Annotated in this window: 22 protein-coding genes and 1 tRNA gene; 17 read left to right on the top strand and 6 right to left on the bottom strand. The window is 69.5% G+C overall.

Going from position 1 to position 25421, the window contains the following annotated elements; genetic code table 11:
* The first annotated feature begins 7 nt into the window (after window positions 1-7).
* The 6 genes from ACQP2X_RS00150 to ACQP2X_RS00175 all read left to right on the top strand — a co-directional run bounded on the left by ACQP2X_RS00150 (window position 8) and on the right by ACQP2X_RS00175 (window position 9140).
* Window positions 8-886 (top strand): hydroxymethylglutaryl-CoA lyase, encoded by an 879-nt coding sequence (locus ACQP2X_RS00150; protein WP_498693528.1) that lies wholly within the window; start codon window positions 8-10, stop codon window positions 884-886.
* Between the two features lie 145 nt (window positions 887-1031).
* Window positions 1032-2105 (top strand): hypothetical protein, encoded by a 1074-nt coding sequence (locus tag ACQP2X_RS00155; protein ID WP_498693529.1) that lies wholly within the window; start codon window positions 1032-1034, stop codon window positions 2103-2105.
* A 279-nt stretch (window positions 2106-2384) separates the two neighbouring features.
* Complete coding sequence (locus tag ACQP2X_RS00160; protein ID WP_498693530.1) at window positions 2385-3731, top strand: chaplin family protein; 1347 nt, start codon at window positions 2385-2387, stop codon at window positions 3729-3731.
* A gap of 215 nt (window positions 3732-3946) precedes the next feature.
* Window positions 3947-5464, top strand: a complete 1518-nt coding sequence (locus tag ACQP2X_RS00165) for an acyl-CoA carboxylase subunit beta (protein WP_498693532.1) — start codon at window positions 3947-3949, stop codon at window positions 5462-5464.
* A 22-nt stretch (window positions 5465-5486) separates the two neighbouring features.
* Window positions 5487-6641 (top strand): acyl-CoA dehydrogenase family protein, encoded by a 1155-nt coding sequence (locus tag ACQP2X_RS00170; protein ID WP_498701341.1) that lies wholly within the window; start codon window positions 5487-5489, stop codon window positions 6639-6641.
* Between the two features lie 75 nt (window positions 6642-6716).
* Window positions 6717-9140 carry an ATP-binding protein gene (locus ACQP2X_RS00175; protein WP_498693533.1) on the top strand — a complete coding sequence of 808 codons (2424 nt, stop codon included), beginning with the start codon at window positions 6717-6719 and terminating at the stop codon, window positions 9138-9140.
* A 255-nt stretch (window positions 9141-9395) separates the two neighbouring features.
* Here ACQP2X_RS00175 and ACQP2X_RS00180 read toward each other — a convergent pair whose 3' ends face one another.
* The gene (locus ACQP2X_RS00180) at window positions 9396-9890 is read right to left on the bottom strand and encodes a MarR family winged helix-turn-helix transcriptional regulator (protein ID WP_498693536.1); all 495 of its coding nucleotides are present in this window, start codon (window positions 9888-9890) and stop codon (window positions 9396-9398) included.
* A 104-nt stretch (window positions 9891-9994) separates the two neighbouring features.
* On the opposite strand from ACQP2X_RS00180, the gene ACQP2X_RS00185 reads away from it, so the two are divergent.
* A complete protein-coding gene (locus tag ACQP2X_RS00185) occupies window positions 9995-10573 on the top strand; it encodes a YceI family protein (RefSeq protein WP_498656198.1) in 579 nt (192 codons plus the stop codon).
* A gap of 152 nt (window positions 10574-10725) precedes the next feature.
* On the top strand, window positions 10726-12189 hold the full coding sequence (locus ACQP2X_RS00190; protein ID WP_498693538.1) for a glutamate-cysteine ligase family protein: 1464 nt from the start codon (window positions 10726-10728) through the stop codon (window positions 12187-12189).
* A gap of 129 nt (window positions 12190-12318) precedes the next feature.
* On the opposite strand, the gene ACQP2X_RS00195 is transcribed toward ACQP2X_RS00190, so the two are convergent.
* Complete coding sequence (locus tag ACQP2X_RS00195) at window positions 12319-13866, bottom strand: Hansenula MRAKII killer toxin-resistant protein 1 (RefSeq protein WP_498693539.1); 1548 nt, start codon at window positions 13864-13866, stop codon at window positions 12319-12321.
* A gap of 167 nt (window positions 13867-14033) precedes the next feature.
* On the opposite strand from ACQP2X_RS00195, the gene ACQP2X_RS00200 reads away from it, so the two are divergent.
* The gene (locus ACQP2X_RS00200) at window positions 14034-14996 is read left to right on the top strand and encodes a PASTA domain-containing protein (RefSeq protein WP_498693540.1); all 963 of its coding nucleotides are present in this window, start codon (window positions 14034-14036) and stop codon (window positions 14994-14996) included.
* Between the two features lie 3 nt (window positions 14997-14999).
* Here the strand turns inward: ACQP2X_RS00200 and ACQP2X_RS00205 are convergent, their stop codons facing one another.
* Complete coding sequence (locus tag ACQP2X_RS00205) at window positions 15000-15296, bottom strand: hypothetical protein (RefSeq protein ID WP_498693541.1); 297 nt, start codon at window positions 15294-15296, stop codon at window positions 15000-15002.
* Window positions 15297-15682: 386 nt separating this feature from the next.
* On the opposite strand from ACQP2X_RS00205, the gene ACQP2X_RS00210 reads away from it, so the two are divergent.
* The 3 genes from ACQP2X_RS00210 to ACQP2X_RS00220 all read left to right on the top strand — a co-directional run bounded on the left by ACQP2X_RS00210 (window position 15683) and on the right by ACQP2X_RS00220 (window position 17293).
* A complete protein-coding gene (locus tag ACQP2X_RS00210) occupies window positions 15683-16564 on the top strand; it encodes a helix-turn-helix domain-containing protein (protein WP_498693542.1) in 882 nt (293 codons plus the stop codon).
* A complete protein-coding gene (locus ACQP2X_RS00215) occupies window positions 16528-16752 on the top strand; it encodes a DUF397 domain-containing protein (protein ID WP_097326882.1) in 225 nt (74 codons plus the stop codon). The genes ACQP2X_RS00210 and ACQP2X_RS00215 overlap by 37 nt, the downstream gene beginning before the upstream one ends.
* A 115-nt stretch (window positions 16753-16867) precedes the next feature.
* Window positions 16868-17293, top strand: a complete 426-nt coding sequence (locus tag ACQP2X_RS00220) for a hypothetical protein (protein WP_498693545.1) — start codon at window positions 16868-16870, stop codon at window positions 17291-17293.
* On the opposite strand, the gene ACQP2X_RS00225 is transcribed toward ACQP2X_RS00220, so the two are convergent.
* From ACQP2X_RS00225 to ACQP2X_RS00235, 3 genes are all read right to left on the bottom strand, one after another.
* A complete protein-coding gene (locus tag ACQP2X_RS00225; protein ID WP_498693546.1) occupies window positions 17290-17886 on the bottom strand; it encodes a hypothetical protein in 597 nt (198 codons plus the stop codon). The two genes, ACQP2X_RS00220 and ACQP2X_RS00225, sit on opposite strands and share 4 nt — an antisense overlap.
* Window positions 17887-18008: 122 nt before the next feature.
* On the bottom strand, window positions 18009-18833 hold the full coding sequence (locus tag ACQP2X_RS00230) for a WecB/TagA/CpsF family glycosyltransferase (RefSeq protein ID WP_498693547.1): 825 nt from the start codon (window positions 18831-18833) through the stop codon (window positions 18009-18011).
* A 619-nt stretch (window positions 18834-19452) separates the two neighbouring features.
* A tRNA-Leu gene (locus ACQP2X_RS00235) sits at window positions 19453-19535 on the bottom strand.
* A gap of 196 nt (window positions 19536-19731) precedes the next feature.
* Between ACQP2X_RS00235 and ACQP2X_RS00240 the strand changes: the two genes are divergently transcribed.
* The 5 genes from ACQP2X_RS00240 to ACQP2X_RS00260 all read left to right on the top strand — a co-directional run bounded on the left by ACQP2X_RS00240 (window position 19732) and on the right by ACQP2X_RS00260 (window position 25420).
* Window positions 19732-20520: an FHA domain-containing protein gene (locus tag ACQP2X_RS00240; protein WP_498693548.1), complete on the top strand. Its 789-nt coding sequence runs from the start codon at window positions 19732-19734 to the stop codon at window positions 20518-20520.
* Window positions 20521-20525: 5 nt separating this feature from the next.
* Entirely contained in the window at window positions 20526-21011 is a 486-nt protein-coding gene (locus tag ACQP2X_RS00245) for an FHA domain-containing protein FhaB/FipA (RefSeq protein WP_498693549.1), read from the top strand.
* On the top strand, window positions 21008-22390 hold the full coding sequence (locus tag ACQP2X_RS00250) for a PP2C family protein-serine/threonine phosphatase (RefSeq protein WP_498693551.1): 1383 nt from the start codon (window positions 21008-21010) through the stop codon (window positions 22388-22390). Before ACQP2X_RS00245 ends, ACQP2X_RS00250 begins: the two co-directional genes overlap by 4 nt.
* Window positions 22391-22469: 79 nt before the next feature.
* On the top strand, window positions 22470-23927 hold the full coding sequence (locus tag ACQP2X_RS00255; protein WP_179855513.1) for an FtsW/RodA/SpoVE family cell cycle protein: 1458 nt from the start codon (window positions 22470-22472) through the stop codon (window positions 23925-23927).
* Entirely contained in the window at window positions 23924-25420 is a 1497-nt protein-coding gene (locus ACQP2X_RS00260) for a peptidoglycan D,D-transpeptidase FtsI family protein (protein WP_498693552.1), read from the top strand. Before ACQP2X_RS00255 ends, ACQP2X_RS00260 begins: the two co-directional genes overlap by 4 nt.
* Window position 25421: the final 1 nt, after the last annotated feature.

Genomic DNA, 25421 nt, shown 5'->3' on the forward strand with positions numbered 1-25421 from the left:
TCCGCCGATGACGTCAGTGAGCATCCGAGAGGTCGCGCCGCGGGACGGGTTGCAGAACGAGGAGCCCATCGCGACCGACGCCAAGGTCGCGTTGATCGACGCGCTGAGTGAGACGGGCGTACGGCGGATCGAGGCTGTCTCCTTTGTGCATCCCAAGGCCATCCCGCAGATGGCCGACGCCGACGAGGTGTGGTCGCGCGCCACGAAACATCCGGAGATCCGCTACTCCGCGCTGATCCCGAACTCGCGCGGCGCGCAGCGGGCCCTCGCCGCCGGCTTCCGTGAGATCGAGGTCGTCGTGTCCGCCTCGGACACTCACAACCGGCGCAACCTCAACCGCTCGACCGACGAGTCGCTCGACGACATCGCCTCGCTGGTCCCGCTGATCCACGAGGCCGGCGCGACGGTCGAGGTCATCGTCGCCACCAGTTTCGGCTGCCCGTTCGAGGGCGACATCGATCCCGGCCGGGTGGCGGGCATCGTGTCCCGGGTCCGTGCCGACGGCGCCGACCGCATCGCCTTCGGCGACACGACCGGCATGGCGACGCCCCGCCGGGTGCGTGATCTTCTCTCGGCCGTCCGGCCCGACCTTCTGCATTTCCACAACACCAGGGGTACGGGGCTGGCCAACATCCTCACCGCGCTCGAGCTGGGGGTGACCGAGTTCGACGCCAGCGTCGGCGGGATCGGCGGTTGCCCGTACGCCCCCGGCGCCTCGGGGAACGTGGCGACCGAGGAGGTCGTCCACATGCTCCACGACATGGGCATCGACACCGGAATAGACCTCGACCGCCTGATCGAGGTCGCCGGGGCGGCCGAGAAACTGCTCGGCCGTACCCTGCCGTCGGGTGTTCTACGCGCGGGGCCACGGACGAGATTGGTGTGATTTCCGCCGCAGGCCGCTGCGATCATTTTTCCGATTTGCCCGCGTGACCGCAGTCCCGTCGTTTCGTTACCAATACCGAGTGGCCGATATCGCCGAATACGGCGGATCCGCCACCGGTTCGAGTCGAAACGACGAGGGGCGGAACATGACGGCACTGGGGGTCGGGCGTTCACACGCCACGCTGCCCGGGCCGATCGTGCCGCCCGCCGGCGACTCCACGCCCGTGCCGCCTCACATCCAGGGGGCGGAGTGGCGTACGGAGAGCCGCGCGCGCCGGCACACCGGATCCCGGTGGGGCCTGCGAGTCCTCGTCGTCGGCGGTCTGGCCGGTGCGGCCTGGCTGCTCACCGGTGCCGCCGCACATGCCGCGGACCGGGTCGACGGGCCGGACGGCTCGTTGCTCGGCTCCGTCATCGGCGCCGACACCACAGCTCCGGTCACCGGTCTCCTGCAGGCGGCTGTAAAGCCGCTGGAGGCGGAACGACCGGGCCATGAGCGACCCTTGACCGACATCCTCGACGTTCCCCGGCGGGTTCTCTCCCATCCGGCGGAGACTGTCGACGAGGTCAATGACAACACCGGGACACCGGTGGACGCCGCCGTGAGCGACGTCGACCAGGTCCTGTCGGATGTCACCGGCACAATCCGCCTCATCGGCGGCCCGGAGACTCCGCAGCGGCTCACCGCGGTGACCGACGCGGTCACCGGCGCGGTCGCCGAGACCGAGAGCCCGGCCGACGATCGGCCGGCGCCTTCGGAGGAGGAACGGCAGAAGCCGGCGCCTTCTCAAGAAGAACGGCGGAAGCCGGCCGACGCTGGCACGGCGAGCCCTGTCACGATCAAGACCCTCCGCGCCCCGGTCGCCGGCCACCACGCCGTCGCACCGGTCAAGCACGGCAAGGTCTCCTCCGCACCGCCGGCCCACCGGCACCACCACCACGCCCGCGCCGCCCAGGCGGCGAAGGTCGTGGCGCCGGAGACGGCTGGGGAGGAAAGCACGCCCGGCGGTGACGAACCAGCCGCTCCTCTGCGGCTGCGTCTCGGGGACGTCAGCGGCACTCCGACCAGTGGGTCGGGGACACCGACGGAAGGTGGCTCCGCGGCCTTCCTGCCGGCTGCGATCGCCCGCGGCACGATGGCCAGCCATCTCGCCGCGATCGCGTCCGATGTCGAGGCCCGGCAGCACGACGCCGAGGCACCGACCGTCTCACCTGACTGAGTGATGGCGCTCGGCGGTCCGCCCGACCGCCGACGACCGGCCGGCACCGGCTTCGGTGCCCGCGGTCGGGCCCGATTCCCCATCCGCTTGCGAACAAGCGGCGAATCGTAGACGCCTGAATCACACGCACCGCACCGAAGCGCCTTGTGGGCGCACGTCGACAAGCGGAGTCAGGGCAGAAATCAACCGAGCCAGGGCACCGCTGCGCCCGAAACGCATCGCCCCAATTGAATACGTATGCATTTTGCCGAAACATTCTTGAAAGGCATTTCTTTCCTCATGAAGACTTGGGTTCGTAAGACTCTGAGCGTCGGCGTCCTGGCCGCTGGCGCCCTGCTGTTCGCCCCGGCCGCCGCGCAGGCCGACTCGATCCAGAGCAACGGCGACAACAACGGGATCCTGAACGGCACCCAGCTCGCCGTCCCGGTCCGGGTTCCGGTCAACGTCGTCGGCACCTCGGTCGGCATCCTCGGCGTGGCCGACTCGCGCGGCGCCGGCGTCAACTCGATCGAGAGCGGCCGCCGCCACGTCCAGTCCAACGGGGACAACAACGGCATCCTGAACGGGACCCAGGCGTACCTGCCGGTCAACGTTCCGGTGAACGTCGTCGGCACGGCGGCCGCGGTCGCCGGCCACGCGCAGGCCTCCGGCGTCGGCGTCAACAAGCTCGAGGAGAGCGGCCGGACCACCGAGCACGGCTGGCGTGACCACGACGGCGACATCCAGTCGAACGGCGACAACAACGGGATCCTCAACGGCACCCAGCTGTACGCCCCGATCGACGTTCCGATCAACGTCTGTGGCACCTCGATCGCGCTGCTCGGCGCGGCCGACAGCCGCGCGCTCTGCGTGAACAACCTGGAGAGCGGCTCGGTCAAGGGCAAGACCCGCGGCCGGGAGAGCGGCTGGCAGAGCAACGGCGACAACAACGGGATCGCCAACGGCACCCAGCTGTACGCCCCGATCAGCCTCCCGGTGAACCTGTCCGGCACCTCGGTCGCCGTCCTCGGCGCCTCGGACGCCCGCGCGGTCTCCGTCAACAAGCTGGAGAAGGGCACCGGTCACCACGACGATGACTTCATCCAGAGCAACGGCGACAACAACGGCATCCTGAACGGCACCCAGATCGGTGTCCCGATCAACGTGCCGATCAACGTCTGCGGCACCTCGATCGGCATCCTGGGCGCGGCCCAGTCGGCGGCGGCGTGCGTCAACGACCTCGGCGACGACGACGACCGTCGTCGTGGCGGCTTCTGGGGCGGCGACGACTGGGACGGCGACTGGGACGGCCACCACGGCCACGGCAAGCCGGGTCACCACCACGGTGGCAAGGACGACGACGACTTCGGTGGCGCCCAGGGCGAGGACCCGGACGACTACAAGGGTGACGGCGGCGTCCGCGGTGACGACGACAAGGGCTACGGCGCCAACCAGGGCGAGGAGCCCGCGGCTGAGGAGCCCGTGGACGAGGAGCCGACCGCTGGTTACACCAAGCCGGCCGCGACCGGTTCGGACACCAAGGCCACCGGTGGCCGCAAGGCCATGACCGAGGGTTCCCCGGTCACCGACCTGGCCGGCACCGTCGGCGACGCCACGGGCCTGGGTCTGCTGAACACGCTTCGCTGATCACCCGCACAGACCGGGTCGCGCCGGTCCCGGGTGCGACCCGACGACGCCAGGAGGCGTCGAGCAGTACCCGGTGTCCCTCCACGGCACCGGAGCAGTGAAACGGACGGGAGTCTCCGCAGCCGGCGGAGGCTCCCGTCCGTCGTTGCCGTGACCTTGACAAGTGGGCTACCCTAACGGTCGTTCAACCTAACGATCGTTCAGGGGGACCCAGCGTGGACGAGCTCGCGCAGACGCGCAAACGCGTGCTGGCCGGTGGCGCCGAGCGCTACCACGCGGCCAACGCGGCCAAGGGCAAGCTCTTCGCCCGCGAGCGCATCGCCCTGCTGGTCGACGAGGGTTCCTTCGTCGAGGACGGCCTCTATGCCAACAGCCTGGCCGACGGACTGCCGGCCGACGGCGTGATCACCGGAGTGGCCCGGCTCGACGGCCGCGACGTCTGCCTGATGGCGAACGACTCCACGGTCAAGGCCGGCTCCTGGGGCGCCCGCACGGTCGAAAAGATCATCCGCATCATCGAGCGGGCCGTGGAGTACGGCGTACCGATGATCTATCTGGTCGACTCGGCCGGCGCCCGCATCACCGACCAGGTCGACCTCTTCCCGGGCCGCCGCGGCGCCGGGAAGATCTTCCACACCCAGGTGCGCGCGTCCGGCGCGATCCCGCAGGCCTGCGCTCTGTTCGGCCCGTCGGCGGCCGGTGGGGCGTACATGCCGGCCTTCTGCGACGTCGTCGCCATGGTCGAGGGCAACGCGAGCATGTACCTGGGCTCCGACCGCATGGTCGAGATGGTCACCGGGGAGAAGACGACGCTCGAGGCGATGGGCGGGGCCAAGGTGCACTGCACCGAGTCCGGCGTCGGCCACTTCCTCTGCAAGACCGAGCAGGACGCGCTCGAGGTCGTCCGCACCTACCTCTCCTTCATGCCCTCGAACTGGGAGCAGCGCCCGCCGGCGATCGAGCCGAAAAGCGCGAATGGCGCCGATCTCGCGACCATGGTCCCGGAGAGCGAACGCCAGGCCTTCGACATGCGGCGCTACGTCAAGGCCCTGGTCGACGAGGGGTCGTTCTTCGAGATCCAGGCCCTGTGGGCCAAGGAGCTCACGATCGGCTTCGCCCGGCTCGACGGCGAGGTGATCGGCGTCGTCGGCAACAACTCGATGTTCAAGGGCGGCGTGCTCTTCCCCGACTCGGCCGACAAGGCGAGCCGCTTCGTGCAGCTCTGCGACGCCTTCAACGTCCCGCTGCTCTTCCTCTGCGACGTGCCCGGCTTCATGGTCGGCTCGGCGGTGGAAAAGCAGGGCATCATCCGGCACGGCGCCAAGATGGTCACCGCGATCTCCGAGGCCACGGTGCCGAAGATCTGCGTGGTGGTCCGCAAGGCCTACGGCGCCGGGCTGTACGCCATGGCCGGCCCCGGCTTCGACCCGGAGGCCACCATCGCCCTGCCCACCGCCAAGATCGCGGTGATGGGAGCCGAGGCCGCGGTGAACGCGGTCTACGCCAACAAGATCGCCGCCCTGCCGACCGACGAGGAGCGGGCCGCCTTCGTGGCCGAGCGCCGAGCCGAGTACGAGCAGGACATCGACATCATGCGGCTGGCCAGCGAGCTGGTCGTGGACACCGTCGTCGAGCCGGGCGACCTGCGCGACGAGCTCATCCGCCGCTACCGCGCCGCGCGTGGCAAAGATCGCGGCTTCGCCCGGCGCCGGCACGGCGTCACGCCCGTCTGAATCTTCGAAGGAGCACGCCATGGTGGACTTCCGGCTCGGCGAGGAGCAGGAGGCGCTGCGCGCCAGCGTCCGGGACTTCGCCGTGGAACAGGTCGCGCCCGTCATCGCCGACCACTACGAGCACAAGACCTTCCCGTACGACCTGGTTCGCCAGATGGGCAAGATGGGCCTGTTCGGCCTGCCCTTCCCCGAGGAGTTCGGCGGCATGGGCGGCGACTACTTCGCCCTCTGCATCGCTCTGGAGGAACTGGCCAGAGTGGACAGCTCGGTCGCGGTCACGCTCGAGGCGGCCGTCTCGCTCGGCGCCATGCCGATCTACCGCTTCGGCACGCCTGAGCAGCGGGAGCAGTGGCTGCCACGGCTGGCCACCGGCGAGGCGCTGGCCGGCTTCGGCCTCACCGAGCCCGGCACCGGCTCCGACGCGGCCGGCACGACGACCCGGGCCGTGCTCGACGAGGCGACGAACGAGTGGGTGATCAACGGGACCAAGGCGTTCATCACAAACTCCGGCACCGACATCACCTGCCTGGTCACCGTCATGGCGGTGACCGGCGTCAACCCGGACGGCTCGAAGGAGCTCTCCACGATCATCGTGCCCTCCGGCACGCCCGGCTTCACGGTGGCGCCCGGCTACTCCAAGGTCGGCTGGTGCGCGTCGGACACCCACGAGCTTTTCTTCGATGACGTACGCGTCCCGGCCGGCAACCTGCTCGGCGAGCGGGGTCGCGGTTTCGCCCAGTTCCTGCGCATCCTCGACGAGGGCCGCATCGCGATCGCCGCGCTCTCGGTCGGGCTCGCCCAGGGCTGCGTCGACGAGTCGGTGAAGTACGCCAACCAGCGCACCGCCTTCGGCAAGACGATCGGCAACTACCAGGCCGTCCAGTTCATGATCGCCGACATGGAGCTGCGCGCGCACACGGCCCGGCTCGGCTACTACGACGCCGCGGCCCGCATGCTGGCCGGCGACGACTTCAAGCGCTACGCGGCGATCGCCAAGCTGAACGCCAGCAACGCGGCCATGGAGAACAGCCGCTGGGCGACCCAGGTGCACGGCGGATACGGCTTCATGAACGAGTCGGCCGTCGGACGCTTCTACCGCGACGCCAAGATCCTCGAGATCGGCGAGGGCACCTCCGAGGTCCAGCGCATGCTGATCGCCCGGGGCCTCGGGCTCTGATAGAGATACGTCCGCTTTCCGACAAGAGCGGATCTCTGCTCGCGGGCCACGTCGTCCCTGCATAGGTTCGGTCTCATGGCGGCTGATGACGCGGATGACCGGGCCGGTTCCGGCTTCGCCCTCGTGCTGCGCCGCCACCGGCTGACCGCCAAGCTGACCCAGGAGGAACTGGCCACCCGGGCCGCCATCGGCGTCCGGACGGTCCGCGATCTGGAGCGCGGCCGGGCGTCCCGTCCCCAGCGCACGACGGCCGAGCTGCTGGCGGCCGCACTCAGCCTGGCCGGCGCCGAGCGCGAGTCGTTCCTGGCCGCGGCCCGTGGCCAGTCCACTGAGGATCCGCCGGCGCCGCCGACCGGCTTCCTGCGGGTGCTGCAGACCGTCGAGCTGATCGGCCGCGACGACGAGACGGCCGAGCTGGACGCCCTACTCACCGACCCTGACGGCCCGCGCGGCCTCACCCTGGTCGGCATCGCCGGCGTCGGCAAGACCAGCCTCGCCTTCGTGATCGCGCGCCAGGTGGCCCACGCCTATCCGGGCGGCGTGGCCGGCGTCGTCATCACCGACGGCAGCACGGTCGGCGAGATGCTCGGCAGCATCGCCGCCGAGTTCGGCGTCGGCCGCCCCGACGACCTGCGCGAACGGCTCGGCGGCCGGCCGGCCCTGCTGTTCGTCGACGCGGTCGAGCGTTCGCCCGAGGCCGCCGCCGAGAGCCTGGCCCGCCTGCTCGACCGGCTGCCCGAGCTGCGCTTCATCGCCACCGGCCGCCACCCGGTCGGCCTGCGGTCGGAGCGGGTGTGGCCGGTGGCCCCGCTGACCGCCCCGCCGCCCGAGACCCCGGACGCCCTGGCCGACGTGTCGGCGTACCCCGCGGTCGGTCTTTTCCTGGAACGTCTCGGCCGGCAGCTGGAGTCCGACGAGGTCGCGCCCCTGGCCGCCCTCGTCCGCCGGCTCGGCGGGCTGCCGCTCGCGATCGAGCTGGCCGCCGCCCGCGGGCGCGTGCTGACCGTCCCCGAGATCCTCGACCGTTACGGCGATCGCGTGCTCGACCTCGACCGGCCCGGCTCCGGGCTGCCGGCCCGCGAGACCGTGGTGTCGCTGCGCGAGGCCGTGGCCGCGAGCTACCGGCTGCTCGACGCCGACGAGCAGCGGGCCCTGCGCCGGCTCGCGATGTTCCGTTACCGCTGGTCGCTCGAACTGGCCGAGCAACTGATCGGCGAGGACCACGCCGACGTGGTGCACCTGCTCGACCGGCTGCTCGAGCTCGGCCTGCTCAGCGTCCGTGGCCGCCGCGCCTTCCGCTTCCGGCTGCTCGACGTGGTGCGTGACTTCGCGGCCGAGCGGGCGGCGGCCGAGGGCGAGCTCACCGAGGCGCGACGGCGGCACGCGCGGGCCCTGGCCGACCTCGCCCAGCGCACGGCGCCCGACCTGATCGGCGTCCGGCTGGCCGAGGCGGCCGACCGTCTCGACAGCGTGGCCGGCGACCTGGGCACGGCGCTGGTCTTCGCGGCCGGCGAAGATCCGCACACCGCGCTGCGGATAGCGGCCGCGCTTCCGCGCTGGTGGCGGTTCCGCGGGCGCGACGTCACGGGGCGGCAATGGCTGCGGCGGCTCGTCGACGACCCCCGCACCGCCGACGCCGACCCGGCCGTGCGGGCCTGGGCGCGCATCGGCCTGGCCCAGCTCGCGCTCGAACACGGCGCGGGTGCGGAGGAGATCGGCTCGGCCGCGTCGGCCCTGGAGGAGTTCGAACGTCTCGGCTCGGCGGCCGGCCAGCTCACCGCGCACACCCAGCTCGCGTCCCTGTGGATGACCACCGGCGGGTTCGGCGAAGCGCGCCGGCACGGTGAGGCGGCGCTGCTCCTGGCGCGCCGCGGTGGCCGTACGAGAGACATGGCCATCGCCGAGAACAACCTGACCTGGCACGAGATCCGCGAGGGTGACCTGCCGGCCGCGCGGCGCCGCCTGGCCGCGGTGGACGAGCTGGCCGGCGCGTGCGGCGAGCTCCGGCTGCGCGCGGTGGCGCTGGCCAACCTGGCCGAGGTGGCACGGCTGGACGGGCATCCCGACGAGGCCGAGCGGCTGGGGCGCAGCGCGATGACCGAGCTGATCGAGGTCGGCGACCCGAACCACCGGCGGCGGCTGCTCGCCACGATCGGCCAGGCGCTGGCCGAGTCGGGTCGCGTGGCCGAGGCGGCCGCGGTGCTCGATCAGCTCCGGCCCGACGAGGACCAGACGCCGGACGGCCCGGCCGCGGTCGTGGAGGCGGCGGTGGCGCTCAGCCGGGGCGAGAACAAGAGGGCGGCCGAGTGCTTTTCGGCGGCCGTCGAGGCGTACGACGGAGGCCATGACCCTAGAGACACGGTCGAGGCTCTCGTCGGTCTGATCGTCAGCACGCCGAACGCCGAGGAACGGGAGGCGGCCGAGCGGCGGCTGGACGATCTGTGCCGGACCGGCGGGATCACGCTGCTTCCGCGAGACCGCTCGCGACTCGGCGCTTGACGGGAGCGGGGCGCGGACAGCCGGCGATCGTGCCCCCCACGCGCCGGCCATCGCAACGCCCCACCCGTTACGCGGCGAGAACGAAGCTCCCCCGTCAGCCCCGCACGCGCCTCGGTCGCGCCGCATCCCCCTGCGCGGATCACAGTAGCTGTGCGGCGCTGCAAAGCCGGGAAGATTTGTCCCTTTTGGTCACCGAGTCGCCCGATCCTGCCGGTAGTTCTGCCGGTTGTTCCCCGGCGCTGCCACCGGCCGTGATCAGGCGGCTGCTGCGGGTTCCTGGTCGTCGGCGCTGCCGGCCGTGGCGCAGGGATTGACCGCGTCCCGGATGCGGCGGAGCGAGGTCATCAACCCGTCGAGCTCGGCCGGGCTGAGCTGGCCGATGAACCACTGCTGGAGCAGCTCCATGTGGCCGGGCAGCACCTCGTCGAGCCGCTGCCGGCCGAGATCGGTGATCACCGCGTACGAGCTGCGGCGGTCGGTCGCACAGGCCTCGCGCACGACCAGGCCGTCGCGGTCCATCCGGTCGACGACACGGGTGACACCACTGGTGGAAAGGGAGGTCTGACCGGCAAGGTCGGTCATGCGGAGCCGGTGGCCAGGGGAGCGCGCAAGCCTCATCAGCACCTCGAACTCGACGGCGGAGAGGCGGTGTTCCTCGAACTGGGCGGCGAAACGATTGGTCAGCCCCGTGAACGCCTCGGCGAACAGCCCGAAGGCGGTGAAGCGGGGGTCATCCAGGTTCGTACTCACAAGACCATCGTACACCGGCCCTTGACACGTGGAATATTGCTTGGCATATAGTTGCTGTGTCAGACAAACACCGACCGTCCCGTGCTTCGAGAGAAGGAATTGTCATGACCGAGTCCGTCGCCACCACTCGCGCCTTCGAGGGTCTCCAGATCCCGGCCGCCGGCACCTACGACCTGGATGCCGCGCACAAGCGCGTCGGGTTCGTGGCGCGACACCTCATGGTCAGCAAGGTTCGCGGCCAGTTCGCCGAGGCCAGCGCCGTGATCACGATCGCCGAGGACCCGCTGCAGTCCTCCGTCACCGCGTCGATCAACGCCGCCAGCATCGAGACCGGCCAGGTCGACCGCGACAACCACCTGCGCAGCGGCGACTTCTTCGAGTCGGAGAAGTACCCGACTCTCGAGTTCCGCAGCACCGGCATCAAGAGCCACGCGGGCGCCGAGTTCGTCCTCGACGGCGAGCTCACCATCAAGGGCGTCACCAAGCCGGTCGAGCTGGTCGTCGAGTTCGAGGGTGCCGGCACGAGCCCGTACGGCCAGTCGGTCTTCGGCTTCAGCGCGCACACCGAGATCGACCGCGAGGACTGGGGCCTGACCTGGAACATGGCCCTCGAGAGCGGTGGCGTCATGGTCAGCAAGAAGATCAAGATCGAGATCGAGGGCGAGGCCGTTCGCCGCGCCTGATCGTCCACAGAAGAGCCGCCGTCCGCATGCGTCCGCATGTCAGGACGGCGGCTCTTCGTTTACTGGTGTTACCTCCCGCCGGGATGGCAAGGTGGACCGGGCGTACAGGTTCGCTCACAGAGTGGTGATCGACGTCCGTTTCGTCCCTGGCCGTGCCGGGAGGACAAGTGGGTTTCGCACCCGAAGATCGCGTGCAGTACCGACAGAAGGTGCGTCACTGCCTCGACGCGTTCGCGCAGATGCTCGACCAGGGCGTCTTCGCGTCGCGTGAGGGCATGACCGGCCTCGAGATCGAGATCAACCTGATCGACGCGGACGCCCGGCCGGCCATGCGCAACGCCGAGGTGCTGGCCCGCCTCGACGACGCGGCCTTCCAGACCGAGCTCGGCCAGTTCAATCTCGAACTCAACGCCCCACCCCGCTCGATCGGCGGCCACGGCCTCGCCGACTACGAGCACGCCCTGCGCGACAGCCTCGACCGCGCCGCCGCCAAGGCCGACTGCCGCCTCGTGATGATCGGCATGCTGCCCACCCTCACCCCCGGCGACCTGGTCCTCGACAACCTTTCCGCCAACGAGCGGTACCGCCGGCTCAACGACGAGATGGCCGGCGCCCGCGGTGAGCAATTCCGCGTCGACATCCACGGCGTCGAACGGTTGCAGAGCGCCAGCGATTCGATCACCCCCGAGGCCGCCTGCACGAGCGTGCAGTTCCACCTCCAGGTGCCACCGGACCGCTTCCACCGCTTCTGGAACGCCTCGCAGGCCATCGCCGGCCCGCAGGTGGCGATCGGGGCGAATTCCCCGTTCATGTACGGACGGCGCCTGTGGGCGGAAACCAGGATCGCCCTCTTCCAGCAGGCCACGGACACCCGCCCGGACGAACTCAAGGCCCAGGGGGTACGCCCGCGGGTGTGGTTCGGCGAGCGATGGATCACCTCGGTGTTCGACCTGTTCGAGGAGAACGTCACATTCTTCCCGCCACTGCTCCCGATCCTCGACGAGGAGGACCCGTTCGAGGTCCTGCGGGCGGGCGGTGTGCCCCACCTGGGTGAGCTGCGCCTGCACAACGGCACGGTCTACCGGTGGAACCGTCCCGTCTACGACGTCACCGAAGGGCGCCCCCACCTGCGGGTGGAGAACAGGGTGCTGCCGTCCGGCCCGACCCTGATCGACCTGCTGGCGAACGCGGCCTTCTACTTCGGCGTGGTGCGCCAGCTGGCCGAAGAGGAACGCCCGATCTGGTCACGGCTGCCCTTCGCGGCGGCCCGGGACAACTTCCACGCCGGCGCCCGGGCCGGCATCGAGGCGACGATGACGTGGCCCGGCCAGGGCGAGATCGCGGTCACCGACCTGGTGCGCTCGGTGCTGCTGCCGAAGGCGCACGCCGGCCTGGATCTCTACGGCGTCGACCCGTCCCTGCGCGACCGCCTGTTGGCGGTGATCGACGAACGCTGCCGGCTGGCCCGCAACGGAGCCACGTGGCAGACCGATGTCGTACGCCACGCCGAACAGCATCGGGGCCTGACGCGCCCGGCCGCGCTGCGCGAGATGTTGCTCCGCTATTGGACCTTGCAGCAGACGAACGAGCCGATCCACACGTGGCCTAGCACGTAGCCGGCGCCGATCGCGGGTTATCCACATTCCCGCGTTGTCCACAGGCTGTTGACGCGATCACGGCCGTTTTCGGGAGGATGGCTGTGCAGGATGGGGCCCCTTGGGGAGGGCGGGCGCTGTGCCGCGTGGCTAAGCCTCTTTCGAGGGCTTTGGGTTGATTTGGGCGATGGTGGGTGTGGACGGTGGCGGCGCGACCGTCGATTTCGGAGCCGCCTTCTTCGTGGGCCGGGGGCGCGTCGGGCGGGCGGCGGCTGCGATCTCCGGGTCCACCACCGGGGCCTTGAGTTCAGCGGTCTTCTCGTCGCCGGTGGCGGGCTCGGGCCTTTCGGCGGCCGGCTTGACCGCCTTGGGCGCGGGTCGGGTGCTTACGCCGCTCGGCTGGGCGTTTCCGCTGGTGGCCTTCTGGTTGGGCGGTGCAGCGGGACTCGGGGCTGGACGCGGAGCCGGGGTGGCGGGGTTTCCGGCCGCAGTCGGGACCGGACGTGGAGTCGGGGTGGCGGCCGCGGTAGGAGCTGGGGTCGAGGTAGTAGCCGGCGCTGCGTTCGAGGTGGGGACTTCGGGCGGGCCGACATTGGGGTGATCCGAGGATTGGGGTGATTTGTCGGTCTGGGGAGCGGCCGACTGCGTGGGGACCTTTGAGCGGCCGAACAGCCTGGTTCTCGCTTTGGCGGGCTTTTCGGGCGCTGCTTTGGCCTCGACTGATGTGGTGGTCCGAGCCTCGGGCGGTGGGATCACGGGGGTCGCGGCGGCGGGGGTGGGGCGGGCTGTGGCGGCTCGGGTGGCTCGGCGATTGGCGGTGGAGCGTGCGGCGGCGACGGTCATCGCGGAGCCGGCCAGGCCGGTGAGGACGGCGTAGGGGGCTATCAAGTACGCCGACTCGATCGGGCCCAGGGCGCCGGTCAAGCGTGGGGCCAAGGCCAGGAACGCGAAGGCGACCAGCAGCGGGCCGGCGGCGCCGGAGGTGGCGGCGGCCGCGCTCAGGTCTCCTCGGCGGGCGGACGCGGCCACGGCTATGGCGCCGATCAAGAAGGCGGCGGCCAATGTCAGGAGGGCGCTCGGCCAATAGATGGCGCCGTAGCGGCCGCTCGAGGCGACCTCGGCGAACTGCCAGCTCGTCAGATAGGTGGCCGACGTGCGGTTCGTGGCCAGCTCGACGATCACCGCCGCGATCGCCAAGGCCCACAGCCAGACCGTGGTGGCGATCAGGTTGGCCGCTACCGGGGTCGACGAGACCGCCCAGAAAGCCACTATCAAGCCCAGGAGCAGGCCGATCGCCGCGTAACCGCCGGCGATGACCTGGGGTGTGAACGTGTCCGGGCGTACGGCCGAACGCGCGGGAAGCGCGATCAGCGCGACCGTCACCAAGGCGCCCAGGGCCGCGCAGGCGGCCAGGGCGAAACGCCAGGCGCCGGTGGTTCTCGGGCCCGGGCCACCTCGGACCCGGCTGCCGATGACCGCGCCGAAGACCGTGGCGCTCGCGGCTATCCATGTGGCCCAGCCCAGACTGCCGAGCCAGGCGCTGTCGTCCGGTGTCGTGGCGCTCGGCCAGACCACCACGCCCAGGCCGTAGCCCAGGCCCAACTGGGCGGCGCCGGCGCCCGCCGCCACTCCGGCGGCGGTGGCCACTCGCGCGATCCAGCCATCGTCGGCCTTGTTGCCGGCCCGTTTGTCGGCCATGCCGGGCACTGTAGCGGTAAGCGCCGATGCCTGCTAATCCGTCGGTAACCGCACGGATGGCCGTTTCACCCGGGCCGACCTGGTGTGTTTGTCCCGGGGAGGCCAGACACGTCCCCCAAGATTCGATACGTTGACCCCTGCGGGTGACCTAGCCGGAGGAGTGGCTGATGTCCGACGAGAAGCGGCCCGGCGAGCCCTCGGAGAAGCCCGCCGCCGATGACGCGACCCAGCTCGACCTGCCAGCCGTGGACGACGAGACAAAGGCCGCCGGCGAGGCAAAGGCCGTCGGCGAGACCAAGGCCGCCGGTGAGACCGGGGCCGTCGACGAGACCGTGGCCGCCGGCGAGATCGCGAAGGCCTCCGCCCCGGTGCCTCCGCCTTCGGACGACGACACGCTTTCGGGTGGCGGCCGGCCTGACGACACGCTTGATGACGTACGGACTGTGCCGGCCTACAAAGACAAGCCGACCACTGTCATGCCGGTCGACGACTGGGCGCCCAGCCGGGCCAATCCGGCCTGGTCGGGGCGGGCCGAGGTGCGCGCGCCGCAACCGGGCCGGGGATATCCGGAGGTCGACTGGGCGGCCGCCGACGCCGAGCCGCGAGGGCGTGACCGCTGGTGGATGCCGATCGTCGTCGGCATCATCGCGTTGGTCCTGCTCGGTGTCCTGGCCTGGGCGATCTACGTGATCGTGCAGGACGACGACAGCAACGACACGCCGGCGCCGGTGGCGACGACCTCGTCGGCGGCCGCGCCCACGCGCATCGCCACCACGACCGCGACGACGACCACGGAGACCACCACGCCGAGCACGGCACCGACCACGACGTCGCCGACCGGCAACACCACCGATCCGACGGACACCGAGGTCACGGTGCCCGCGCTGCGAGGGCTGGCGCTTCCGGCAGCCCAGTCGGCGCTGAACGCCACCGGCCTGAACTACCGGATCATCTACCGCGTGGTGAACGCGCCGGCGGGGACCGTGTTCGACAGTGACCCGGCGGAGGGGCAGGAAGTACCACCGGACACTGTCGTCACGCTCCTGGTCGCCGCGGAGGGCACGACGACCGTGCCGACGACGACCGCGACCACCGGCGCCACACCGGGCGCCGACACCGACGGTCAGTGACGGTCAGCGGTTGGCCCGCGAACGGGCCTGGACCACACCGCTTCCCAGGCCTGGCTGCCGGCCGTTGCGCGCCCGGGGGTCGGGCGCCTTGCCGACGGCGCGCAGGCCGCTGACCTGGACGAAGATGGATCGTCGCTCGACCGCGTCTCCCGAGGGGTTGAGCTCGTAACCGTCCAGCCAGATCCAGCCCTCGTACGTGGGCCAGTCATGAACCCGGATGACACGGAAGAGCATCGGCGCCGCGAACTGGACGCTGGCCGCCTTTGTCACGTGTATGACATCACCGGACCGAGGTAACACGTCAACTCCTGCCCTGTATTCGTCTCGGGGTGAACCTTGACACGGAAGCAACAAGTGTGCACGGCAGAAACGCCATTGCAAGCATCCGATGATGCCAATCACCGAAAGCGTTGCAGAACGTCACCATGACCGATGCCGCGGGAGGATCCCTAGTGGATCAGTCCAATTCGGACGCGGCGAGGATCGGCACCGCGTAATCGGCGCCGCATCGGTGCACTGGGCCGCGCTCGGCCGCATCCTCCAAGTTGACAGAGTGACGCGAGCCATACCGAAAAGATTGCACTACGAGTTCGATCGATGCAAGTTGCATGTCAGCCATCCGTGATTGTTGGTCTTGGCGGCCGTCAACTTGAATCATTAAATGATCGACAGGGAGACTGGTGCTCGTGAATCAGCATCGCAGTCCCACCATTCGCCGCCGCCGGCTCGGGGTCGAGTTGCGCCGGCACCGGGAGGCGGCCCGAATCACGATCGACGTGGTGGCCGAGCGAATCGGGTGTTCGACGTCCAAAGTGTCCCGTATCGAGACGGGTCATACGAGCGCCACGCCCGCCGATGTCGCCGCCATGCTGGACATTTATGGCGTAAGTGCCGCGGTGATGCAAGAGCTTGTCCAAATTGCCCGAGAAGCGCGGCAAAAGGGGTGGTGGCATCCCTTTTCAACGGTTTTGAGCGGCGCCTATGTGGGACTCGAGGCGGCCACCAGGTCCATCCGGACGTACGAACAGCAGGTCATCCCCGGTTTGTTGCAGAGCGAAGAGTATGCAATTGCGATGATTCGGGCCGCCCGGTCGGGGGACAACGACCAGGAAATCGCGCAGCGAGTGCGCGTCCGGATGGAGCGGCAGTCGTTATTGATTCAGGACGATCCGATCGATCTTTGGGTGGTGCTCGATGAGGCGGTGGTGAGCCGGCCGGTCGGCGGCGACGCGGTGATGCGTGATCAATTGGCGAAATTGATCAATGCCGCGCGGTTGCCGAACGTCACCTTGCAGATCTTGCCGTTCGCCGTCGGTGCGCATGCGGGCATGGACAGCACGTTCGCCATTCTCGAGTTCGAGGAGGAGGGGGACGCGGACGTGGTCTACATCGACAACGCGACCGGTGGTCTGTTTTTGGAGAAGGCCGAGGAGCTCGGCAAGTACATCTCCATCTTCGAGAACATCCAGGCGACGGCCCTCCCCCCGGAGGAGTCCATCGAGATGATTGAAATGCTGGTAGAGGAGCCATTGTGGAAGTCGAATCGAAGGGTTTCCGGCTCGATCTGAGCCGCGCACAGTGGTTCAAGAGCACGCGCAGCGGCCCGAACTCCGACAACTGCGTCGAAGTGGCCTTCGTGGATGAGGCCATAGCCGTACGCGACTCCAAGAACCCGGACGGTCCGGCGCTGATCTTCACCGCCGCCGAGTGGGACGCGTTCGTCGGCGGCGCCAAGGACGGCGAGTTCGACCTCTGACCTCGCGGTCCTGTCACCACGCGGCCGGCCCTCCCGTCGAGCGGGAGAGCCGGCCGTAGTCATTTCCGTAGCCGCCTCGTTGAACCGCCAAAAGCTAGCGAGGCAGGGCAGACATATGACGATCGGTTCGGAAAACCTCAGCAACGGATCCTCCTCCACGGCGCAGGACCGGTTCAGCGGAGGAGTCAGCGCGTACCGCCAGAACCGGCGCGACGCACTTTCGGAGACCAGCGACAGCTCGTCCGGGCTGCCGGTCCGGTCGCCGGGCAGGTCACACAGCATCGAGCCGATCAGTCCGCTCGACCGCGCGGCCAAGCTGCCGTCGCTCGACATGCAGGGCCTGTCCGAGCCGGTCTTCCCGTCCAGCGGCTGGCCCGACTCCGGATCGCAGTCGATGGCCGATCACCCGCTGCTCCGCGGCCTGCTCATGGAACTGCCGGCCCGGGGAACGCTGCCGCCGTCGGACTGGCTGGACCGCTGGTTCGAAGCGGCCCGCTCGATCCTCGAGCTGCTCTACGTGCAAGAGGCCAAGAAGAACTAGCGGATGCCGGCCGGGACCCTCGGCCGGCCGCGCCCCATCGGGGCCAGCACCAGCACGCTGAGACGGCTGTGCCGCAAGGCGGCCCGGATTCCGATGGCCAGCACGGCGACGCCCACCACGGTGATCGCGATGCCGGCGAGGTCGGCGCCGGGCACCTCCACCACCCGGGCCGCGATCGGCAGGCCCAGCAGTGTGGCCAGGGCGGTCACCTGCAGCGGCACCAACATCAGCGGGTGAGCGGCCGCGGCACGCAGACCCGGCGGAACGGGAGTCTGCGGAGCAGAGACGAACGCCCCCGCGCCGCGACGCACCCGGCCCAGCCGGTGCAGGCTCGCGGTCAGCACGATCAGAGCCGGCACGGCCGAGGCCAGCGCGGCCGCCGGAGCTGACGAATCGCCCGGCATGAGACCGGTCACGACCGGGACGGCGACGAACACCGAAGCGCCGGCCGCGACCAGCGCGGTGAGAAGGGCGGCGCGGCGCCGGAGCTCACGCGCCGAACGGGCGGCCGACAGCCTGTCGGCCAGCAGCCCGGCAGTGAGCCAGACCGCGACCAGGGCGCCGGCGAGGATGAGGTCCGCAACGGTGTTCACATCGACCAGCCTTCACCCGGCGCGCACGAAGCGAAACCGGGTTATCACCGGACCGACACCCGTAGGGGAGTGTTCTCCGACACCCGGGTCATCCCCGAGCACCCACAGTGGAGCGATTTGTCCTAGACCGCGAAGGTCGTGACAGGTTCGGTGGCGGGAGCGGGCGGAGTCGCCTTCCACAGACCGCTGCGCTGGGCGGCCAAGCGGGCCAGGTAGGCGGGGTTCAGCAGGATGTACCGCTTCCACAGGCGCTTGGGCTCCAGACCCAGACGCCACAGCCACTCCAGGGCGTACTTCTGCATCCACGCGGGAGGGTTCTTGAGCAAGCCGGCGTGATAGTCGAAGGCGGCGCCGACGGCCAGCAGCGGCATGTCGAGAAGCGGACGCATCGCGTAGGTGAAGATCTCCTGCCGCGGGCAGCCCAGACCGACCAGGACGATGCGGGCGCCGGACGCCTTGATCCGCTCGGCGATCTCTTCCTGTTCGCCCGGGTGGTTGGAGCGGAACTTCGAAGGTTCGGCGCCGGCGATCTTCAGCGCGGGGAACATGCCCTCCAGGGCCGGGATCAGGCGGTCGAGGGTGGGCTGGGTGGAGCCGTACAGATAAACAGGAAGGCCGTCGGCGGCGGCCTGCTCCACGACCTTGAGGGTCAGGGTGGGGCCGTAGACGCGGTCGGCCAGGTTGGCCTTGTGGAGAAGGTTCAAGGCCCAGCGGACGGGCTGGCCGTCGGGGGTCACCAGGTCGAAAGAGTTGAGGCGGGCGTTGTGGGCCTTGTCCTCCACGCCGGTCATGACGCCGTGCACGGCCAGGGCCGTCACCGCGTAGGGGTGGCGGGCGTGGGCGGCCTCGATGATCTTCTGGGTGGCGGTGGCGTAGTCGGTGATGTCTACCAGGACGCCTAGGACGCTGCGCTTGCCCGAATGGACGTCGGTCTGGTTGGCGGTCACAGCACGCTCCATGGGGTTTCGGCCACCTGTCGATTTTCGCCGGTGAGCATAGCGGTGGGGTAGAGGAGTCATCCCGCCGAGCGTTCGCGCCGGGGCTACTTATTCCTGGGCTTCTTTTTCCTGGGGCTCCGCCCCAGACCCCGGCCATCGCTGCTGGGACCCCGTCTGACGATTGGGTGCGGGCTTTGTGGGTGGTTGGGGTTGGGGTGGGGTCCCGCTGCGGCGGCTGACGAGGGGATCACAAGCGTCTGGGGTCCGCAACCAAACCCCGGTTGCAGACCCCAGCCCCTTGCGATCAAAACCAGTGAGCCGTCGCAACGGGACCCCACCCCAACCCCGCGGGGGAACAAATCGGGTAGTTCCACTTCTCCCCGCGACGCGCCCGAGCCTCACAGACACGGCGCGATTCCAAATCGTGACCTGGCACCTGTCAGAAACTTCAGACTGAAGAAATCTCACTCAAGAAAACTTCACCCACACGAGCCCCGAGCCCTAAGCGCGGCCGCCTAACTCACCGCGCCCACCGCACCGTGGGGGTCTGGGGGGTCGCCCCCCAGGTAGATATGACGAGGCGCCTTGGTTCGCGTTCCTCAGCGAACACAAGGCGCCCAGCGTCTCGTGGGGATGGGGGGAGTTGAACCCCCACGTCCTTTCGGACACACGGACCTGAACCGTGCGCGTCTGCCATTCCGCCACATCCCCGTGGCTATGAGGCCTGCCCTAAGGCCTGCCTTTTTGTTACTAGCTGCGACAGACTACGCTGTCGCTGGTCACCATGCGAGTTGATATCGCCTGTGACGCCGAGAAGACTAGCACGGCGTCTACGGGTGTCATACGAGGGTCAGAAGTGCCGGTCGTCCTTGAGCTACAGATGCGCAAGCGGCGGCCGGATACCATCATGTCCTCGGAAGCCGAGGAGGAGCCGGTGAGCGTGCTGCAGCGCTTTGAGAAGCGATTGGAAGGCCTGGTCGAAGGGGCCTTCGCCAAGGTGTTCAAGGGTGTCGTGCACCCTGTGGAGATTCTGAATGCCATGCAGCGGGAGGCAGAGGCGCACAAGGCCATCCTGGCCGGTGGCCGCACGCTGGTGCCGAACCGCTACGTGATCGACCTCTCACCTTATGACCACAGCCGGCTGGCGCCCTATGCCGCCGCGCTGGCCCAGGAGCTGGCCCAGTCTCAGGCCGAGTTCATCGGTGAGCAGGCCTGGACGGTCTACGGCGACGTGATCGTCGAGATCGAGCGTGGGGACGGGCTCGACACGGGCATGTTCCGCGTCACCGCCGAGGTCTACACCGGTGGCGAGGTCGCCCCGGTGCAGCAGCCGGCCTATGACGCCGGGCCGCAGTACCCGCCCTACGACCAGGGTGGCTACCAGCAGCACGGTGGCGGCGTGCCGAACGGGCGCGGCAGCGTGGGTCTCATCTCCGGTGACGGGCGCACGTACCCGCTCCAGATGGGCTCGACCGTGATCGGCCGGGGCGACCAGGCGAACCTTCGCCTGCCCGACGTCGGCATCTCGCGGCGGCACGCGCGGCTCGACTACGACGGCAACCAGGTCGTGCTGACCGATCTCGGGTCGACGAACGGGACCATGGTCAACGGCCAGCGGGTCTCGGCCGTGGCTCTGAACCCGGGCGACATGATCCAGCTCGGGACGACCACGCTCACCTTCCGAGTGGACGGCTAGCGACCTTGCCCGAATTCGTCCTCACCGTCGCCCGGTTCGGCTTCCTCATCCTTCTGTGGATCTTCGTGTTCACGGTGGTGGGGGTGATCCGTAAGGATCTCTTCGCCGGGGTTCGGTCCAAGGGCATCGTCGCCAGCCCTCGGGGGGTGGGTGGCGCGGTGCCCTCGGGTCCGCCGCCGGCGAAGGCCAAGCGCGGTAAGGCGGCACGGCAACTCGTGGTGACCGCCGGTCAGTTGGCCGGCACGCGCATCACGCTGAGTGAGGCACCTATCACTATCGGTCGTGCTGAGGACTCCACCCTCATCATCACCGACGATTTCGCCTCCGCTCGGCACGCTCGGCTCGTGCCGCGGGACGGTCAGTGGTTCGTCGAGGATCTCGGCTCGACGAACGGCACGTACCTCGACCGCGGTAAGGTCTCCGGACCTACTCCCGTCCCCCTTGGCGTACCGATCCGAATCGGTCGCACTTCACTCGAGTTACGGCCATGACCCTGACCCTGCGCTACGCCGCTCAGAGCGACCGCGGTCTGATCCGAGACCTGAACCAGGACTCCGTCTACGCCGGGCCGCGGCTGCTTGCTGTCGCCGACGGGATGGGCGGCATGGCCGCCGGTGACGTCGCCTCCAACATCGTCATCGCCGCGATGGCGCCGCTCGACGAGGACGTCCCCGGCGACGCTCTGGTCGACGCGCTGCGCCACGCGGTCGGTCTCGCCAACCAACATCTGCGTGACACCGTCGACGCCAACCCGCAGCTCGAGGGCATGGGCACCACGCTGACCGCTGTCCTCTTCTCGGGCAGCAAGTTCGGCATGGTGCACATCGGCGACAGCCGGGCCTACCTGCTGCGCAACGGTGAGTTCGCCCAGATCACCAAGGACGACACCTACGTGCAGATGCTCGTCGACGAGGGGCGTGTCAGCCCCGAGGAGGCGAGCAGCCATCCGCAGCGGTCGCTGCTGACCCGCGCCCTCGACGGCCGGGACATCGACCCGGAGTACTCGGTTCGCCAGGTGCTCAAGGGTGACCGCTACCTGATCTGCAGCGACGGCCTGTCCGGCGTCGTCAGCGCCGACACGATCGGCCAGACGATGCGGGAGATCGCCGACCCGCAGGCGTGTGTGGAGCGGCTGGTGCAGCTCGCGCTGCGCGGCGGTGGTCCCGACAACATCACCGTGGTGATCGCGGACGCGACCGACCACGACATCGTCGAGCAGGCGCCCATCGTGGGCGGCGCCGCCTCCATCGACCGGGGCAACAACACGGTCGCCGACGCCTCCACGCCGGCCTCGCGGGCCGCCGCGCTCCAGGCCCCGCGGCCGGCGCAGCCGCAGCCCGAGCCGCAGCAGCAGGACGAGCCGGCGCCCAAGGGCCACCCGGTGCGCACCAGCCTGCTCGTGCTCGTGCTGCTCGGTGTGCTCGGCGGCGGTCTCTGGCTGGGCTACCGCTACACCCAGGACCAGTACTACGTCGGTGCGACCGACGCGGGTCAGATCGCGATATTCCGCGGCGTGCCGGGGCAGATCGCCGGTCTCGACCTGTCGACGGTGAACGAGACCAGCCCGACCCGGCTCGACGACCTGACCTCGGTCGCTCAGGACAGGGTGAAACAGGGCATCCACGCCGAGGACCGGCCGGACGCCCAACGCATGCTGACCGAGCTCACCGTCGACCAGCCGTCGAACCCGAACCTGAAACCGCTGTGCACCACGGCCGCCGCGGCGGCTGCGGCTCCCACCACTCCGGCCCCCACGGCGCCGGCGTCGGCGGGCGTCGCCACCACCGCACCCGCTCTTCCGCCGTCGGCTCAGGCAACCGAGTCCGCGCCCCCGGTCGTCGATCCGGTCGGGTGCCGGACAGTCAACTGAGCTCCGGCTCGACAACGTCTGGGGATACCTCTTGACCGCGCCCGCCGTACCGGCTCCCACACCCAGCTCCACGGGTGAGATGTCGCGTATCCCGGGAATGAAGACCCAGCGGAACGCCGAGCTGGGTCTGCTCGCGTTCGCGATGGCGCTCGTGGCGGCGTACGGCGCCATCGTCGAGGCGAATCAGTTCGACAAGATCACCCCGACCTTCTGGGTGCCGGCGGCGCTGCTGAGCGTGCTCTTCCTGGGGCTGCACGTCGTGGTGCGCTACACCGCGCCGTACGCGGACCCGGTCCTGATCCCCGCTGTGGCCCTGGTCAACGGGCTCGGCGTGGGCTTCCTGCGCCGCCTCGACCTGGCCCGCTCGATCGCCAACAACGAGCCCGAGCCGGGCTTCTTCGCCGGCACGGGCGGGCGGCAGCTGGCCTGGACGCTGGCCGCGCTGATCCTGGCCTCGGTGCTGCTGCTCGTGGTGCGCGACCACAAGGTGGTCTCCCGCTACGCGTACACCCTGGGCCTGGTCGGCATCGTGCTCGTCATGATCCCGGCCGTGCTCCCGTCGAGCCTGTCCGAGATCAACGGGGCCAAGCTGTGGATCCGGGTCGGCTCGTTCTCGATCCAGCCCGGCGAGTTCGCCAAGCTGGCCCTGGTCTCGTTCTTCGCGTACTACCTGGTCCGCAAGAGGGAAGTGCTCTCGCTGGCCAGCCGCCGGTTCCTCGGCATCGACTTCCCGCGCGGGCGCGACCTGGGCCCGGTCGTCACGGTGTGGCTGCTCAGCCTCCTGGTTCTGGTCTTCGAGAAGGACCTGGGCACGGCGCTGCTCTACTTCGGCCTGTTCGTCGTGACGCTCTACGTGGCCACCGAGCGGGCCAGCTGGCTGATCATCGGCCTGCTGCTGTTCTTCGGCGGCGTCTACCTCGCCTATCTGCTGGGCGCCTCGGTCGGTGGCCCGTTCGCGAACTTCTACGACCGGGCCGAGGTGTGGCTCGAGCCGTTCGCGACGGAGAACTACGACCGGGTGGGCGGCAGCTATCAGCTCGTGCAGGGATTGCTCGCGCTCGGCACGGGCGGGCTGTTCGGCTCCGGCCCGGGCTCCGGGTCGCCCGGCTTCGTGCCCGAGGTGCGCACCGACTTCATCTTCGCCGGCATGGGTGAGGAGATCGGCCTGTTCGGCCTCTCCGCGCTGCTGGTGATCTATCTGCTGATCGTCGAGCGCGGCCTGCGGGCCGGCCTGGCGGTGCGCGACTCGTTCGGCAAGCTGGTCGCCGGCGGCCTGGCGTTCACCCTCGGTTTGCAGGTCTTCGTCATCCTGGGTGGCATCACCGGACTTATTCCGCTCACGGGTCAGACCACGCCGTTCCTGTCGGCGGGTGGCTCGTCGCTGATGGCGAACTGGTTGTTGATCGCGATGCTGTTGAGAATCTCCAACGCGGCCCGGGGGCCTGCGGCGAGCGGTGGCGGCGTCGACCGCCCCGGCGGACCCAAGAAGGCCCCCACCCAGCTCCACGGCGCCATGACGGAGGTGATCAAGCCGTGAACGCACCCCTTCGCCGGGCCGGCGTGGTCATCCTGGTCCTGTTCGGCCTGCTGTTCGCCAACCTCAACTGGGTGCAGGCGTACAAGGCCGACGCCTACCGGACGAACGAGTACAACCGCCGGGTCGTGGTGGCGCAGTACGAGCGCCCGCGCGGCGTGATCGAGGCGGGCGGCATCGGCCTGGCCACCAACAAGGTCACCGACGACACCCTGAAGTACCTGCGCGTGTACCCCCGGAAGGAGGTCTACGCGCCGGTGCTGGGCTACCGCCCGGTGGGGCTGGCCGCCACGGGCATCGAGAACAGCGAGAACGACTTCCTGTCGGGCGAGAGCGACAAGCTGTTCGCCGACCGGGTGAAGGACATGTTCACCGGCAACGACACCGGTGGCGGCAATGTCGTGCTGACCTTGAACCCCAGTGCGCAGGAAACGGCGTACAAGCAGCTGCTCAACAACCAGCGTGACGTGCAGAAGGGCGCGGCGGTCGCGATCAACCCGCAGACCGGCGCGGTGCAGGCCATGGTGTCGATCCCCAGCTATGACCCGAACCCGCTGGTCAGTCATGACGAGAAGGCGGCCGCGGCGGCGTACAACAAGCTCAACAAGGACGAGGATCAGCCGCTGCTGAACCGGGCCACGCAGGAGACGCTGCCGCCCGGGTCCACGTTCAAGGTGATCGTCGCGGCGTCCGCCCTGCAGAACGGCTACAACCAGCAGACCGAGATCCCGGCCGGCAGCAAGTACGAGGAGAGCGGCGCGGTCATCCGCAACGCCGAGGACGAGGTCTGCCCCGGCGGCCAGGTCACTCTCAACGAGGCGCTGACCGAGAGCTGCAACACCGGCTTCGCCAAGCTCGGCGTCACCCTGGGCCGCGACAAGGTGCTGGCGGCGGCGAAGGCGTTCGGCTTCGAGGACGACAGCCTCAAGGTCGGCAACCTCGAGGGTGACGGGCTGCCGGTGGCGGCCAGCGACACCGGCAAGATCGCCAACCCGGACGGCAGCGTCGACAAGGGGGCCCTGGCCCAGTCGTCGATCGGCCAGCGCGACGTGCGGATGACGCCGTTGCAGGGCGCGCTCATCGCCGCGACGGTGGCCAACGGCGGCAAGCAGATGCGCCCGTACCTGGTGCAGCAGCTGCTCAGCCCCGACCGCCGTTCGATCTACAACGCCGACCCCAAGACCCTGCGTACGCCGGTGAACGAGACCGTCGCCTCCGATCTCAAGGAGATGATGGTCAGCGTCGTCAAGAACGGCACGGGCAAGAAGGCCAAGATCAGCGGCTTCGAGGTCGGCGGCAAGACCGGTACGGCCCAGAACGCCGAGGGCGCCGACCCGCACGGCTGGTTCATCGGGTTCGCCTACAACGAGAAGGGTGAGGCGGTCTCCGCGGTCTGCGTCATGCTGGAGAACGTGCCCGGCGGCCATGCCAGCGCCGAGGCGGCCCGGATCGCCGGGCTCATCATGAAGGCCGCGGCCGGTCGGGGAGGGGACTGAG

Source organism: Actinoplanes sp. CA-131856 (assembly GCF_050956135.1).
Lineage (GTDB): Bacteria > Actinomycetota > Actinomycetes > Mycobacteriales > Micromonosporaceae > Actinoplanes.

Bases quoted from the DNA above. Each gene is read 5' to 3' on its own strand.
- ACQP2X_RS00240 (WP_498693548.1), top strand. From the start codon at position 19,732: ATGTCCTCGGAAGCCGAGGAGGAGCCGGTGAGCGTGCTGCAGCGCTTT.
- ACQP2X_RS00220 (WP_498693545.1), top strand. From the start codon at position 16,868: ATGACGATCGGTTCGGAAAACCTCAGCAACGGATCCTCCTCCACGGCG.
- ACQP2X_RS00185 (WP_498656198.1), top strand. From the start codon at position 9,995: ATGACCGAGTCCGTCGCCACCACTCGCGCCTTCGAGGGTCTCCAGATC.
- ACQP2X_RS00195 (WP_498693539.1), bottom strand. From the start codon at position 13,866: ATGGCCGACAAACGGGCCGGCAACAAGGCCGACGATGGCTGGATCGCG.
- ACQP2X_RS00155 (WP_498693529.1), top strand. From the start codon at position 1,032: ATGACGGCACTGGGGGTCGGGCGTTCACACGCCACGCTGCCCGGGCCG.
- ACQP2X_RS00255 (WP_179855513.1), top strand. From the start codon at position 22,470: ATGTCGCGTATCCCGGGAATGAAGACCCAGCGGAACGCCGAGCTGGGT.
- ACQP2X_RS00175 (WP_498693533.1), top strand. From the start codon at position 6,717: ATGGCGGCTGATGACGCGGATGACCGGGCCGGTTCCGGCTTCGCCCTC.
- ACQP2X_RS00250 (WP_498693551.1), top strand. From the start codon at position 21,008: ATGACCCTGACCCTGCGCTACGCCGCTCAGAGCGACCGCGGTCTGATC.
- ACQP2X_RS00150 (WP_498693528.1), top strand. From the start codon at position 8: ATGACGTCAGTGAGCATCCGAGAGGTCGCGCCGCGGGACGGGTTGCAG.
- ACQP2X_RS00160 (WP_498693530.1), top strand. From the start codon at position 2,385: ATGAAGACTTGGGTTCGTAAGACTCTGAGCGTCGGCGTCCTGGCCGCT.
- ACQP2X_RS00200 (WP_498693540.1), top strand. From the start codon at position 14,034: ATGTCCGACGAGAAGCGGCCCGGCGAGCCCTCGGAGAAGCCCGCCGCC.